We start from the raw sequence: 14,800 nt of genomic DNA, 5'->3' as shown, positions 1-14,800 counted from the left end.
AACAGGATAAAGTAAGAGGGAATATGAATGACACAAGAAACAATAAATAAGATATTGCAATTTCGTGATGATCGTAACTGGAGACAATTTCATAATCCGAAAGATTTAGCCATATCAATTTCTCTGGAAGCGGCTGAACTATTGGAAGTTTTTCAGTGGAGTGCTGAGGATGTGAATTGCACAGAGAAGATGGACAAGATAAGAGAAGAATTAGCTGATGTAATAAATTACTGCGTGCTTATGGCAGATGCGTGCGGTCTAGATATAGATGAGATTGTACAGGCGAAGATTAAAAGAAACAATGAAAAGTATCCAGTAGAATTAGCGAAGGGCAGTAAGGAAAAATATGATCAGCTGAAACAGAGATGATTCAGAAAAACGATTTGCACCTGTTTACGTAAGACAAGGGGGATGAGGATAAATGCCTCAATTTGATTATGAAAAAATCGGATATCATTTAAATATTGATGGTAAGTATTATAACAGTCTTGATATAGAAGCATTCTCTCTTATGATGAAAAACCCGTCATACTGCTATAAGTTCTATTGGCTTGAGGCAATCGTTCATTTAATTTCAGAAGGTTTAAAAGAGACCAGTTTCAACGATATTATTGATGAGATGATTGCAAATGCGTGGTATACGGTTTTAGAATTTCATATACATCTAAGCGGTGTGATTGAAGGCCGGATAAAAGATGGGTTGGAAAGAGCTGTTCTTACGCTTCAGGATTTAAGCCAGCTTCCAGGAAATGCTTCCAAGATAGAAATTAAGAATAAAATAAAACAGCATGATAAAGAATTAGCACTTTATAAAGATCAGTTAACTCATATGGTTCCGTATCGAGCGCTTTCAGGATTTTTTGATAAATGTAATGAAAGAGCAGATTGGGGTAGCACTCAAAGAATGGTTTCTTATATCGAACGTGTCAATCAAATATCATTACTGCCCTATACACTTGGAACAGGAAGTAAACTTAAGAAAGAAGTCTATTTTAATGAATCATGGATCAAGATGATTCAGGACAATACCGTATCGATTCTTGGCTGGATTCAGTATGAAAAGGTAAAGTGGCTTCAGAATAATAATCCTGAAGTCCCAGGACTTATATACAAGTTGGCACCAATGGATGAAAAAATGCGCAGACTTAATAGCGTAAGGAAACTTTGGCAAGCAGTTTTGGATGAGAAACCTATCGTGGATGTCTTTAAGAATTCACCAATAGTAAAGGGAAGTTACGATGTGGATCATTTTATTCCTTGGTCCTTCGTAATGAACGATGAATTATGGAATTTAATGCCTATAGATTCCGCTTTAAATTCATCGAAAAGTAATAAGCTTCCAAAGTGGGATCCGTTTTTTGCACGATTTGCAAGTAACCAGTATATTTTGTATGGTATAATTCATGATGAAAGAAAGCCAGTTATTAGAAAAAAGTACGAGTCTTGCTTTCGGGATAATTTGCATTCCATATGGGCTAATCAGGAGCTATATAGAAAGGGAAATTCAAAAGAGGAATTTTATCATATTCTTGAGAAAAACATGCAGCCGGTCTATGATTCGGCAAGAAGACAAGGGTACCAAATTTGGTAAAAGGGGAATGGGCACATGACAAAAGAAAAATTGGCTGAAATTAGGAATGGGTGATATAATCCTAGATTAATTATATAAATACCCATGGTAAAAGTTTCGATGTAGTTATTTCTGAGGATGGAATGATATCTTTTGTAAGTTTATGATTTTTAAATTATTTTATGTTACATAGAGCATTCAAGCCAAGAACTTGGATGCTCTTTTTGCAAAGTAATAAGATGTATTTAATTTTACAATGATAGAAGGCTAACTTAAACTTCCTTATCAAAGAGAAAGCAAAGCTTAGTCCCCAAAATGTGAAATACACATTATTTTAAAAAAGTATATTGCAAATACGTATAAATAAAAGTTGACGATATAAAATTGTGGTTTTATAATAATTTTATATTTGTGACAAAAAATGACACAAAAGTCGAACTGAATTTTAAATGTATTGGTGGAGGGGAAAATGTCTAATTACGGATTGCCAGAGTATGATCAACATAGAGGCTGGATAATGAATGCCAGAACTCGAAATATGAGCTGGGACTTAATAATGTTTGCTGCAAGAGGAGATGATGTAGGCCTTAAAGATTTCCTGATGCAGCAGACTAAGCTGAATTTTTGGAAAGAAATTGATTGCGTTGACTGGAAAGCACTTGTACAACTTCAGAAAGATGCCGAAGAGCAAACAAAAGAAATTGATTATTTAAGTGGTCAAGCCATGATTATGGAAGAAGGGGAAGATAATGATGTTTCGATACCTGGAGATACACAATCAGCGTGGCAACTATATAGAAAGAGTCTAATACAAAATGGGTTCAAAGATGAAGTTGTAGGAGAAATGGAAAGAGCTACATTGAAAATTCTTAAACGACTGAGTAACGATACAACAACCATGCTTCCTGTCAAAGGCCTTGTTATTGGTAATGTTCAGTCTGGAAAAACAGCAAATATGGCTGCACTAATGGCAATGGCTGCTGACTGGGGCTGGAATATGTTTATAGTTTTGTCCGGGACAATTGAAAATTTAAGACAGCAGACCCAAACAAGACTTTTTCAGGATTTAAACCAAGGCGGTAGTAATTTGCATTGGAGACCCTTGGAACATCTTTCAAAGCAAACTGACATTAGCCAAAGAGTTCAAAGTCTTCATTTTGAAGAGAGTTCAAAGCAGCGTTATTTTACAGTTTGTCTGAAAAATCCAGGAAGGTTGAAAAAGCTTATCCAATGGTTGCAGTCAGACGCAAATAAACAAAAACAGATGAAAATTCTTGTAATAGATGATGAAGCAGATCAGGCGGGAATAAACACTGCGGATGTTAATAGTGCCACAATCAGAACAATAAATCGGTTAATAAGAGATCTTGTGAATGGAAGAAACGAAAAGTCACAGGAAATCTCAAATAAGTATAAGGCTATGAATTATATTGGATACACTGCTACACCATACGCCAATATTTTAAATGAAGCGGGGACAGATTCTCTTTATCCAAGAAGTTTCATTTCGACGCTTAGTGTATCAAAAGAATACTTTGGACCACAACAAATTTTTGGACTTGAAGGTGGAGAGACTACATTTGAAGGATTAGATATTGTACGGATTATAAGTGATGAGGATTTGCAGGCAATTAAGTTTATCCATGAAGAAGGCTCTCCATATGTTCCATTAGCACTACAACATTCTATCTGCTGGTTTTTATGTGGAGTTTCATGCATGAGAATATGGGGATATAAGAAACCAATTAGTATGCTTATTCATACAAGCCAGAAAACAGATCATCATCAAAATATTTCAGAAGCTGTAAAAGACTGGATTACCAGTAAAGACCCAATTTTTTTAGTTGAAAAATGTAAAGAAATTTGGGAGTATGAGACCAAAGTGTTTACATTTAATAAGTTCAGAGAACAGTATCCACAATATGATAGAAAAGATGATGAAATAAAAAAATATCCGGATTTTTCAGAGATCAAAGAACAACTAGCTATTTTGTTGAGTAAAGATATATCAAATATTCCGCTTGATGAAGAAAATGAACTTAACTATCATGAAGGTTTGCATTTATGTGTAGATAACTGTAAAAATAATGGTGTGAATGATGAAGGCATGCATGTAAGGCTGGCATATCCATCATCAGCAAATATGCCATCTCCAGCACCAGCATTTATTATTGTGGGAGGTGCTACTTTATCAAGAGGTCTTACAATAGAAGGTCTGATAAGTACATTTTTCCTGCGGTCTGTTAGTCAGGCAGATACTCTGATGCAGATGGGTAGATGGTTTGGCTATAGAAAGGGATATGAGTTATTGCCAAGATTATGGATTACATCTAAAACAAATGATCAGTTTAAATTTCTTGCGACATTGGATCAGGAGTTAAGAGATGAAATTCATGAAATGGATACCTTGGGAAAAAGCCCTGCTGTTTATGGACCGAAAGTTAAGAATTCGCCGAAACTTAGTTTTATAAGAATAACTGCCAAAAATAGAATGCAGACAGCGCAGTCAACAGACATGGATTTTAGTGGTTCATTTAACCAAACACATAAATTTGATAATGATCGGGAAATTCTTTTACATAATATTAATGTTGCAAATGAGTTTATTTCGGAATTGGGGAATTCGGAATCAATAAAGCCTTGTAATGACCATGCAGGGAATACAATTATCTGGCGAAATGTTGATTTTTCTAAAGTAAAAAAATTGCTAACAGATTATAGATTCCATCAAAGACTAAGTGTCTTTGACGATATAAACAGCTTAATTAACTGGATAGAGAAAATAACTCAGGATGGGAAGCTCGAAAATTGGAATATTGTTCTGGCTGGAAAAGTAAGTGATAAGAATTCTGTATGGAATTCTCCAGGAGGAGCTATAAACAAGGTAAGTCGTACAAAAAAACATTCCATGAATGAATCCGATAATGTACTAAATATTGGAGTATTAAGCGATCCCAAGGATGTTATAGCAGATGTAGATTTGGAAAATCAGTCAGAAGAAGTAATTAGTAAGGTGAAAAAATTCAAATCTCTTTATGCAAGAGAAATCCGAAGCCTTGCGGGCTTGGATGCAACGCCCCAATTGATCATGTATATGATTGATAAAGATTCAAAAGTACAAGGTACTTCTAAAACGAGAGAAGATTTAAGAGCGGTTGAAGATATTGTAGGTATATGTCTTAATATACCAGGCGGCAGAAGAGGAACTGATTATACTGCAACTGTGTCTATACACATGAATAATGATATTTTTAATGATGAGGGTGATTTGGAGGATACACATGAAGATTGAAATTGCTGAACCTGGCAGAATGACACAATCTGGTAGCTCTTTGCTTAAATTAATTCAGAATAACAATATGCCAATATTAGATCTATTGGTCAGAGAATCAATACAAAACAGCTTGGATGCAAAAAATGAGTCGGATCCAAACGTTATGGTAGAGTTTCTGACAGGTGAATTTGGAAAAGCTTTATTAAATGCAGAGCTTGACGGAATTACAGATGCGTTAAACAAAAAGTTCTGGAAGGATTCATATAAATATGTTGCAATAAAAGATTCCAATACAGTGGGATTAACGGGTAAACTTCATTACGAAGATGTTACGGACAATCAATATGGAAACTTACTTAAACTAATATATGAAATAAGCAAACCACAGGAAGCGGAAGGGGCAGGTGGATCATGGGGGCTTGGGAAAACTGTTTATTTTCGAGTGGGTATAGGTTTGGTCATTTATTATAGCAGGATAATAAATGAACAGGGTGATTATGAATCAAGACTTGCAGCATCATTGGTTGAAAATGAATTAGAAATGGATTCGCTGATACCTGTGCTGAGTGAAAAATCAAAGAGAGGGATTGCATGGTGGGGAGAAGAAATTGGTGAAAATAAAACCAGACCAATTACTGATGATGACTATATTGCAAAAGTTCTGAACATATTTGGTATTGAACCCTATACAGATAATCTTACAGGAACTACTATTATTATTCCATATATTAATGAAGAGATTTTACTAGAAAATAATCAGATTGAATACAGAGACGGTGAAGACAATATAATTCAACCTTTTTGGAGAAGTAATATTGAGGATTATCTAAAGGTGGCGGTACAGCGATGGTACGCTCCAAGGCTGAACAATCTTAATTATCCTTATGGAAAGTTTTTAACAGCAAAAGTCAATGATCACGGAATTTCAACTGATGAAATGGAGCCTGCATTTCAAGTAGTTCATGCATTATATAACAAAGCAATTGGTGTTGAAACAACAGGCGATATTCTGTTAGATTCATCAGTTGTATATAATGTAGAAGATATCAGCCTGAGAAATGTTCTTGATACTACAAAAGCAGGGACTATTGCTTATACAAAAATTCCGAGGACATTATTAAAGACAGGCTTTCCAGACAATAAGCCAGAACCCTATATGTATTTTAATTGTGAAATCAGAGACAAAGAGAAAAATAAACCCGTTGTATTTTTTACACGTAAACCAGGAATGATCGTTTCGTATGAAGATGTAGGCGGATGGGTGGAGGGTATCTGTCCAACCAATAAGGATGAATTTATACTGGCAATCTTTGTATTGAACTCCGATAATAGACTATCTAAAATAGACACATATTACAGTTTAGAAGAATACGTTAGAAAAAGTGAAATGGCTGACCATACTTCATGGGGAGATTTCACTATGGGAAATTTCAACCCAAGAATCATTTCTAAAGTCCAAGGACAGGTAAATAACAAAATTTCTAAAGAATTTTCAGTAGAGGAAGAAGATAATACAAGCAAGTTAAATTCTGGATTAGGAAAAATGTTTGGGGATTTATTGTTACCTCCTGAAAATTTTGGTAAAAAACCAAGTGTTGGAGCAGGTAAAACAACCGGTGGTGGACAACAGTTTGAAAAGCATAGAAATGTTATGTTTGGATATGATGCTACTAAAACAATGTATACTTCATCAGGTATGGTGGTTAAGTTGCAGATAAAATCCAGAGGGAAAATAACTGAAACCGGAATCAGACTGGCTATAGACTCTGAAACCGGAGCAATTAGTGCCAAAGACTGGGAAAACAGAATGGGATTACATATGCCATTTGAAATTAAAAGCTGTGATGTGAGTATTGGTAAATTAGATGGTGAGGATACGCATATAGAGTACCATCTTAATTGTGAATTAAACGAGTATAAATTCAATGATATAAATTGTGAACTGGAGAAAACAGAAAGCAGTACCATCTGTGGACTACATATTGAAATGGAGAACGAACATTCAATAGAAATTGAAATATCTGTGGAACTGAAATTAAACAGAAAAGATTTAAGGCCACTATTTATTGTGGAAAAGAATGAAGGAGAGCGATAATGGCAGCTAATTTTTCATTATTTCCAGTAATTAACGATGAGTTGCTTGGGAAATTGAGATATCAGACTTCTCCATATGAATTATATTACATAAGGAATGATCAGGAATATATTTTACGTGCAGAAGAAATTGAAAGCAGTGTTACAGTACATAAAGTTATTGATGATGAAGGTATTTGGTCGCCAGATGATTATAGTCTGTGCTTAAGGCGAAGATATTCTATCAGGACATATCAGTGTCTGTTTGGAGAGAAAGGCATAGCTTGTAAAAATGCAATACTTGGACTTGCTCTTGTGTGGACATCATCAGACTCTAAGCAAAGAGGTGTAATTCCAATTGGCGATATAGAAAATTCCTCCAGAGATCTGGAGTTTTTACTTAACAGAGAGTTTGCAAAGGCACAGTTAAGAGGTGCAGTTGAGTTTTCAACCGTTATTTATCTGAAGAGTGCAGGAACGCCATTATGGGATGAGGGACATCTTGCAAATGACTATGGTTGCCTTCTTGGAGAGTTGGATAAATTTATTATTAAGCTGGATGGAGATGGTTCGGTATTTCCAATGTATGAAATAAATGAACCTGGACAGCCGTTATGGTATGTTAAATGTGAGTGGGATGATCCAACTTATGACCAGTTCTCCGAAAGTGTTTCAATTAATATAAACACAGCGCATAAAAATTATAAATATCTGGATAAAACTAAAAGAACATACAATGACCATCTTCTAAAAGAAATTATGTCGAGTGCATTAATTTTAATTATTACAAAATTGAAAGAACAGAATAATTACTGGGATGCAACTACAATTGGTGAAGAACTGCAACGAGGAAGTGTTTCTGAGGCAATTTATTATTTTATTAATTCTCTCGAATGGGATGTGTCAAGTCCAGAAGGAATGTCGCTGTCAATTAGAAAATTTTTTGACCAAAGGACGTAGATAAAATGATTATAAAAACACTAAATCGCTCTGAGTCACAAAATGCAATGAAGGAATGGATTGTGAATTATCCATCAATGCCAGTGATTGAAGGAGAATATTTAAGAATACGTGACGATATACAGTCATTTAATAGCCTAGTGCGAGCAGAATGCCCACAGGAGCTTTCAAAAAAGGATTATTATATTGACGTACATATTGGAATATTATTATACGATTATTTGTGGCATCAGCCTGGATTTAATCTGCGAGCTGCGGCAAATGATGATTTTTGGAGATATCTTTCTGTTAAAGTTGTGCCAGATGTAGTGGCAGAAAGATGGGGTAAAGATAATGAAAGTCACTACTGGAGTAAGCCTGCCCGTATCTGGCTTAGAACAATATGGTGGTATGTGCATCTGTCTTGGCAGGGAGACATGATAACAACGGCAAAGGTCTTGGAAGCACCTTGTTTTTCAACTGACAGTATATTAAATCTGGAAGAGCGAACAGGACGTAAGGGGACTTTTATAAGTGTTTACAGATATATCATGTATTATTTTAGTCATATTCCACAACCTGTATTGGAGGATTTTAATAAGAAAACAAAAAGTCAGCAGGATGATTTGTTTCGTGTAGTTATGAGACTAAATACCGCAAAGGTAATGGTAGTTGATCCAGCGTTATATTTAGGTGGCGAAAAAGAATATGTTCGTGCATTGTTTATGGATGCGGGGGTACGTGTCTGATGTTGCCGAAAGTTATAGATTTGTTTTCAGGCTGTGGTGGATTGGCTCTGGGTTTTGAAAAAGCGGGTTTTGATATTGTCGCAGGTATAGAACTGATGCCAGAAGCATGCAAAACAATATCCTATAATTTAGCTTGGAGATATGGAAAAGAAGAGACACATATCTGTGGAGATATAACCGAGATAGAAGGAGATATTTTCAAAGAGAAAATTGGAGATGAAGGTTGTATTATTATTGGAGGCCCTCCCTGCCAGGCATATTCAATGGCCGGCAGGGGAAAGTTGAGATCACTTGGAGAAGACCGGATTAATACAAAGGATTTAAGAGGATTTTTGTATCAGGACTTTCTGAGATTCGTATTTGCGATGGATGCAAGAGCTGTAGTCATGGAAAATGTACCAGAATCTACTAATTTTGGTGGTTTGAATATACCTGAAATTGTGTGTAAAGAACTTTCAGAGAAGGGATATAATGCTTTTTGGACAATATTAAATTCTGCAGATTTTGGGGTCCCACAAGTCAGAGAAAGAGTGTTCGTGATAGCAATTAAAGAGAATGAAAAAAAAGAAGTATCTCTTCCTATACCTACAAATAAGAATAATGGGGATGAACTGACTCAACATCAAAAGAGATTTGAAGGATATAAGCAGTTTACATATTTTAAATCACCGGTTGATGGAAATAAAGCAGGTTTGCCATGGACAACAATAGTTGAAGCATTTTCAGATTTGCCAGTAATTTTTCCTACAGCTGATTCGAAATATAAGCTCGTATCATTAAATATTGAATATCCATATAAATCAAAAGCAAATAATGAGTTTCAGAAAATTATGAGAACATGGTATGGCAAAGAAAATTATGGTGTCACAGCGAATGCATTTAGAAAGAATACTCGTGATTTTCCTATATTTTCAAGAATGAAACAAGGCGATAATTATATTGCAGCCTCAAAAATTGCGAATGAGTTATTTTCTAAAGAGGCAAAAGTTTTTGGATATGAAAAAAATAGTGAAGAATATTTAAAGTTATATAATAAAATGGTTCCACAGTATGACAGAGAAAAATTTGAAAACAAGTGGAGACGTTTAGATGAAACAAAACTTTCGCATACATTAGTGGCTCATCTGGCAAAAGATACATACAGCCATATTCATCCATGGGAACCGAGAGGAATTACTGTAAGAGAGGCAGCAAGAATTCAGTCTTTTCCTGATGATTTCTTTTTTAACTGCTCCATGGGAGATGCCTATAAACAAATAGGAAATGCAGTTCCACCGTTACTTTCTCTGGGAGTAGCGAAGACTGTTTTCAGCGCATTCAGGGAGGACTAAAAAATGGGGATACTTGAAGAAATCAGAGAATGTTTTGCTTCAACACAAAACGGTGCCAGGGATATTAAGTCACTTACATCGGAATATCCGGCTATGGTAATAAGGAGCAATGAAGGATATGGTGTTGCAATTGTATTTGATGATGAAAGAGATATATCAGAGAAATTTGCAAATAGTAACCTATATACACAAAAACTTGCAATTGGTGGAAAAGAAAAGAAGTATTTGATTTTAAGATGTGCGCTGGATAGTCTGCGGTATGAATTTGCAACTGTATGTGCTCAGTTTATCGAACCAGGAATAAATGGGATAGATAGAAAAAATTTATTGGCTGATCCCTTAGCATGGTGGAAACAGTGGCGCGAATTATTGGGAAACGCTATTTTTCAACGAAAACCATATAGTGTTATTGCAGAAATGATTGTACTTGATGAACTATATATTCATGATAATACAATAGAATGGTCAGCGGTACACGCGGGTAGTCATGACATTGAAGGCAATCAGGATAGCTATGAAGTAAAATCAACTATTAAGAGATATGGAGCTACAATAACAATTGCAGGACAACATCAGTTACAAAGCTTGAAACGATTACAGCTATACTTTTGTAGACTGGAACAATCAAAGATTGGTGTGTCCATAAATGATATGAAAGACAAACTAGTATCAGATGGATACGATAAAGAAAAAATTGAACAGCAATTATATCAGTTGGGTTATGAGTATGGTTCAAGTGTAAGAGAAGAAAAATACAAAGTTTTAGAAAAGAGAAAATATGAGGTTGATGATAAGTTTCCAAAGATAACTAAATCCTCATTTAAGAATGACCATATACCAGAGTCAGTAATTCAAATTACATACACAATTGATTTAGATGGCTTGGAATATACTGTATGGTAATCCAAGGAGACATGAATGTTTAGAGTAATAGAAACCTTTAGCGGTATAGGAAGCCAAGCAAAGGCATTAGAAAGAATTGGCGCGGAGTATAATATTATTAATACTGCCGATTGGGATATAAATGCAATTTTGGCTTATTGTATGATACATAAAGGAAAGATTGACATAGATAAATATTCGATGATAAGTGATACTGATATTATTGATACATTAAAAAATTTGACCTTAAGTGCAGATGGTAAAAAACCAATTAATGAAAAAACATTTAAACGATTACCAATGGATTTAAAGAGAAGGATATATGTAGCAATTAAAGAAACAAATAATCTGGTGAGCATAACAGATGTGAAAGGTAAAGACATACCTGAAAATATTGATTTATTTACATATTCTTTTCCGTGCCAAGATTTGTCATTATGCGGATGCTGGCATGGAAATAAGAGTGGAATAGCAAGAGATGCCGATAACCGTTCCGGAATGCTGTGGGAAGTTGAAAGAATTTTGATTGAAATGAGTGAACATGGGAGAGGACTGCCAAGGTTTTTAGTGATGGAGAATGTTACAAATATTCTTTCTAAACCACATGAAAAGGATTTTGGAGAATGGAAAGAAACCCTACAGAATCTTGGTTATTACAATAAGATTTATCGGTTGAATTCTAAAAATTTTGGTATTCCTCAAAAACGTGAAAGAGCATATATGATCAGTGTATTATGTGGAGGCGATGAGTATATAGAAGCAGCAGTTCACCAGTATTTTACTGAACATAATCTTGAAGGTGATGAGGTGGATAGGTTAAGACAGAGAAAGTTGATGCTGAAAGATATATTGTGCCTTGATTATTCGAATCCACAATACAAAGCGGAAGCGGATGCAAGTAAGCCGAATGATACTAATTCAAGAAAAGAAATACTGAGAGATAATGATATGCTTTTTGATGGGAAAACCATAAATGAAATTTACGTAAACACTGTCACTACAAAACAGGACAGAAATCCAAATTCAGGATTGATTACTTACCACAACTATGCCAGAAATAAAGCAAAATGGAGATACTTAACTCCCAGAGAATGTTTTAAACTAATGGGATTTGACGAAAGTGATTATGAAAGAGTAATTTATGATAATCCACAGGTAACAAAAAATAGAAAATTGTATTCTACAGAGAAGCTGATTAAGCTGGCAGGAAATAGTATTGTTGTAGATGTACTGGAAGCTATATTCAGACAAATTATTGACATTAATAGGGATATATTAGGTGAGAGAGAGTGACAATTAATCAAAAAAAATCGATTATAGCGTTTTATCTTTCAAAATTTAATGAACAAGCATATAAAGAATTGGGATATTTTGGGACATGGACTGAAGCCATGGATGATATATCTAAGAGAATTACTGGTTTTAATGTTATACCTAATTCGTACATTAGGCGAAGGCGTGATGAGTTTGATGTGTTTTTTGAGAATGGAAGGGCAGGATACCAAAATAGGAAGCCAACTGTTCAGGTGATGGAGATGTTTCGGCAATGGAATGGTATGAATTTTGAGAAAATGACCGAATTGGTTAAAACAGTGTTGTCTGGTGCTTTTGAAAAAGAGGACAAAATTGAATTATCAAAGGTTAAAGAAGATCTTACTGAGTATGAAGTAGAGGCTTATCTCAACTTTCAAGATGATTCAGCATCCTTAAATACAAAAATGAAAGAAATTCAGCAACGTATTTATTCAAGACGTAAGATTGAAATGCTGAAGAGGTTGTATGCATACAGATGTCAAATTTGTGGTAGGAATATTGGATATGAATATGATACATATATCGCAGAGGCTCATCACATTAAGTATTTTTCTTCATGTATAGATAATTCATCAGATAACTTATTGATTTTATGTCCTAACCATCACACACTCATTCATAAATTAAATCCAGTTTTTGATTATGATAAATTAGAGTATGTTTATTCTAATGATAAAAGAGACGGATTGATATTGGATTTCCATTTGACACATGGCAAGGAGGACAAGTGATTATGACAATATCAGAGCAGGTAAAAGTACTGTGTGTCAGGAAGAATATTAGTCTTGCTGGATTAGCAAGACGTCTGGGAACTACACCACAGAATTTTAATGCAAAACTAAAAAGAGGTAGTTTTACGGTATCTGAATTGGAAAGTATTGCAGATGCTGTAGGAGTAACATTTGAAAGAAGTTTTGTCTTTGATGATGGTGAAATTGTTTGACTGAGGTGATGGATATGTCTGATGTTCTTACTAAAGAGCAGAGAAGAAAGAATATGCAGCACATAAAAGCAAAGGATACGGTTATAGAAGTACTTTTGCGTAAATCTTTATGGAAAAAAGGAATTCGTTATCGTAAGAATTATGCCGCCTTACCAGGAAAACCGGATATTGCACTGACTAAATATAAAATTGCAATTTTTTGCGACGGTGAATTTTTTCATGGTAAAGACTGGGATGAACTAAGAGTGAAACTTCTCAAAAGCGATAATGGTAGCTTCTGGATTAAAAAGATAGAACGTAACATGAAGAGAGATGACGAAGTAAATAAAGCACTTTTGATTCTTGGCTGGACAGTTCTTCGTTTTTGGGGTACAGATATTAAGAAACACACAGATGAGTGTATACGCGCTGTTGAAGAAAGTATTGCAGAGATTGTTCTTGAAGGAACATGTTCTTATGAAGATAATAAAATAAAGACCTAAATACTGGAATCGAGACAAGTTAATAATCAAACACAATGGGTTAGTGGAATAATAGAACAATACCCTTGAATGTCAAAGACTCTGAGATGGAATAGCAAGAAGCATTTGCGAGGTAGGTAATGGACGAAAATAACGATTTTAAAAACAGCCACCCTTGAATTCTGGTTTTAAAAGAGCATGAGAATACAAGATGATTGACGACGCATGAGAAGAATTCAGTGGGCTGGTTACCTGCGGATATAACTTTAGTAGATAAAATTCGTATGTCTATATAGATTGCTATTTCCATAATTGTTTAAAGAAGGTGATAATTTTGAAAGAACGCTCAGAAGTAATAACTTTATGTATGAAATTAAAAGAAGTCTATGAGGATTATCCCTTTCACGATAGTAACTGGACTTTAATTCGCCATAAAACCAATAAGAAAGCATTTGCCTGGATCTATGAGAGGGAAGGCAATATCTGGATAAACGTTAAATGCGACCCGGAGTGGAGAGATTTCTGGAGGAGCACATTTACTTCTGTAATACCGGCATATCATCAGAATAAAGAACATTGGAATTCCATAATTCTCGATGGGACAATTCCAGATAAAGATATTATCAGAATGATTGGAGAGAGTTATGAGCTTACAAAAGACAAAAAGAAATCAGTTAAGAATTAAGTATGGGATTGCATTTGTATTGCTCCTGCTTATAGAAGTGATAATTGCGTTATATGTACATGATTCTTTTATACGGCCATATGTAGGAGATATGTTGGTAGTAATTTTAGTGTATAGCTTTACGAGGATCTTTGTACCAGAAAAATGCAGATTACTACCATTGTATGTATTCTTATTTGCAGCAGGAGTAGAGGTGTTGCAATATTTCAAATTAGTATATGTACTTGGGTTGGAAAATAACAGGTTTTTACGAATCGTATTAGGTTCGGTGTTTGATATAAAGGATATAGCTTGTTACGGTGTAGGGTGTATTTTGCTTGAGGTATTCGAGAGGAAAAAAAGTAGAAGTATACTTTAAAACGACTGAATACCAGGTTAGATACAACATAAGGTCGCCTGTCTATACGAAACCTATACTGGAAAGAATAATATAATAAATCAAATCATAGAAAAAAGCGGAGGTATGAAAACCTCCGCTTTTCAATTATTCAAGCCACAGGATTTTTGTATTGCATAGTTAATTGCCTTGGCAAGCTTTGATCCGCCAAGGGCATTTCGGATGACGTATAATTAAATTCG

General features: G+C 34.8%; 14 protein-coding genes. All 14 read left to right on the top strand.

Annotation, left to right across the window (positions count from 1 at the left end; translation table 11 throughout):
• Positions 1–27 precede the first annotated feature (27 nt).
• Complete coding sequence (locus DS742_RS25725) at positions 28–369, top strand: nucleotide pyrophosphohydrolase (protein WP_117419788.1); 342 nt, start codon at positions 28–30, stop codon at positions 367–369.
• Positions 370–421: 52 nt separating this feature from the next.
• Complete coding sequence (locus tag DS742_RS29080) at positions 422–1,591, top strand: HNH endonuclease domain-containing protein (RefSeq protein WP_170313595.1); 1,170 nt, start codon at positions 422–424, stop codon at positions 1,589–1,591.
• A gap of 448 nt (positions 1,592–2,039) precedes the next feature.
• The gene (locus tag DS742_RS25715) at positions 2,040–4,862 is read left to right on the top strand and encodes a Z1 domain-containing protein (protein ID WP_117419787.1); all 2,823 of its coding nucleotides are present in this window, start codon (positions 2,040–2,042) and stop codon (positions 4,860–4,862) included.
• Positions 4,852–6,939, top strand: coding sequence for a hypothetical protein (locus DS742_RS25710; protein ID WP_117419786.1), 2,088 nt, complete (start codon positions 4,852–4,854; stop codon positions 6,937–6,939). Before DS742_RS25715 ends, DS742_RS25710 begins: the two co-directional genes overlap by 11 nt.
• Positions 6,939–7,877, top strand: coding sequence for a hypothetical protein (locus tag DS742_RS25705; protein ID WP_117419785.1), 939 nt, complete (start codon positions 6,939–6,941; stop codon positions 7,875–7,877). The genes DS742_RS25710 and DS742_RS25705 overlap by 1 nt, the downstream gene beginning before the upstream one ends.
• A gap of 5 nt (positions 7,878–7,882) precedes the next feature.
• Positions 7,883–8,605 carry a DUF6339 family protein gene (locus DS742_RS25700; RefSeq protein ID WP_117419784.1) on the top strand — a complete coding sequence of 241 codons (723 nt, stop codon included), beginning with the start codon at positions 7,883–7,885 and terminating at the stop codon, positions 8,603–8,605.
• Positions 8,605–9,936, top strand: coding sequence for a DNA cytosine methyltransferase (locus tag DS742_RS25695; RefSeq protein ID WP_117419783.1), 1,332 nt, complete (start codon positions 8,605–8,607; stop codon positions 9,934–9,936). Before DS742_RS25700 ends, DS742_RS25695 begins: the two co-directional genes overlap by 1 nt.
• Positions 9,937–9,939: 3 nt before the next feature.
• Positions 9,940–10,839: a PD-(D/E)XK motif protein gene (locus DS742_RS25690; RefSeq protein WP_117419782.1), complete on the top strand. Its 900-nt coding sequence runs from the start codon at positions 9,940–9,942 to the stop codon at positions 10,837–10,839.
• 15 nt (positions 10,840–10,854) lie between these two features.
• Entirely contained in the window at positions 10,855–12,111 is a 1,257-nt protein-coding gene (gene dcm, locus DS742_RS25685) for a DNA (cytosine-5-)-methyltransferase (protein ID WP_117419781.1), read from the top strand.
• Positions 12,108–12,863, top strand: coding sequence for an HNH endonuclease (locus DS742_RS25680; RefSeq protein WP_117419780.1), 756 nt, complete (start codon positions 12,108–12,110; stop codon positions 12,861–12,863). Before dcm ends, DS742_RS25680 begins: the two co-directional genes overlap by 4 nt.
• A gap of 2 nt (positions 12,864–12,865) precedes the next feature.
• Entirely contained in the window at positions 12,866–13,075 is a 210-nt protein-coding gene (locus DS742_RS25675) for a helix-turn-helix domain-containing protein (RefSeq protein ID WP_117419779.1), read from the top strand.
• Between the two features lie 14 nt (positions 13,076–13,089).
• Positions 13,090–13,557, top strand: a complete 468-nt coding sequence (locus tag DS742_RS25670; protein ID WP_117419827.1) for a very short patch repair endonuclease — start codon at positions 13,090–13,092, stop codon at positions 13,555–13,557.
• Between the two features lie 313 nt (positions 13,558–13,870).
• The gene (locus DS742_RS25665) at positions 13,871–14,221 is read left to right on the top strand and encodes an MmcQ/YjbR family DNA-binding protein (RefSeq protein ID WP_117419778.1); all 351 of its coding nucleotides are present in this window, start codon (positions 13,871–13,873) and stop codon (positions 14,219–14,221) included.
• A complete protein-coding gene (locus tag DS742_RS25660; protein WP_117419777.1) occupies positions 14,181–14,579 on the top strand; it encodes a ribosomal maturation YjgA family protein in 399 nt (132 codons plus the stop codon). The genes DS742_RS25665 and DS742_RS25660 overlap by 41 nt, the downstream gene beginning before the upstream one ends.
• Positions 14,580–14,800 lie beyond the last annotated feature (221 nt).

The sequence above is a fragment of the Lacrimispora amygdalina genome (assembly GCF_003432035.1).
GTDB classification, from domain to species: domain Bacteria; phylum Bacillota; class Clostridia; order Lachnospirales; family Lachnospiraceae; genus Lacrimispora; species Lacrimispora amygdalina.
This window is presented reverse-complemented; position numbering and strand designations above follow the sequence as displayed.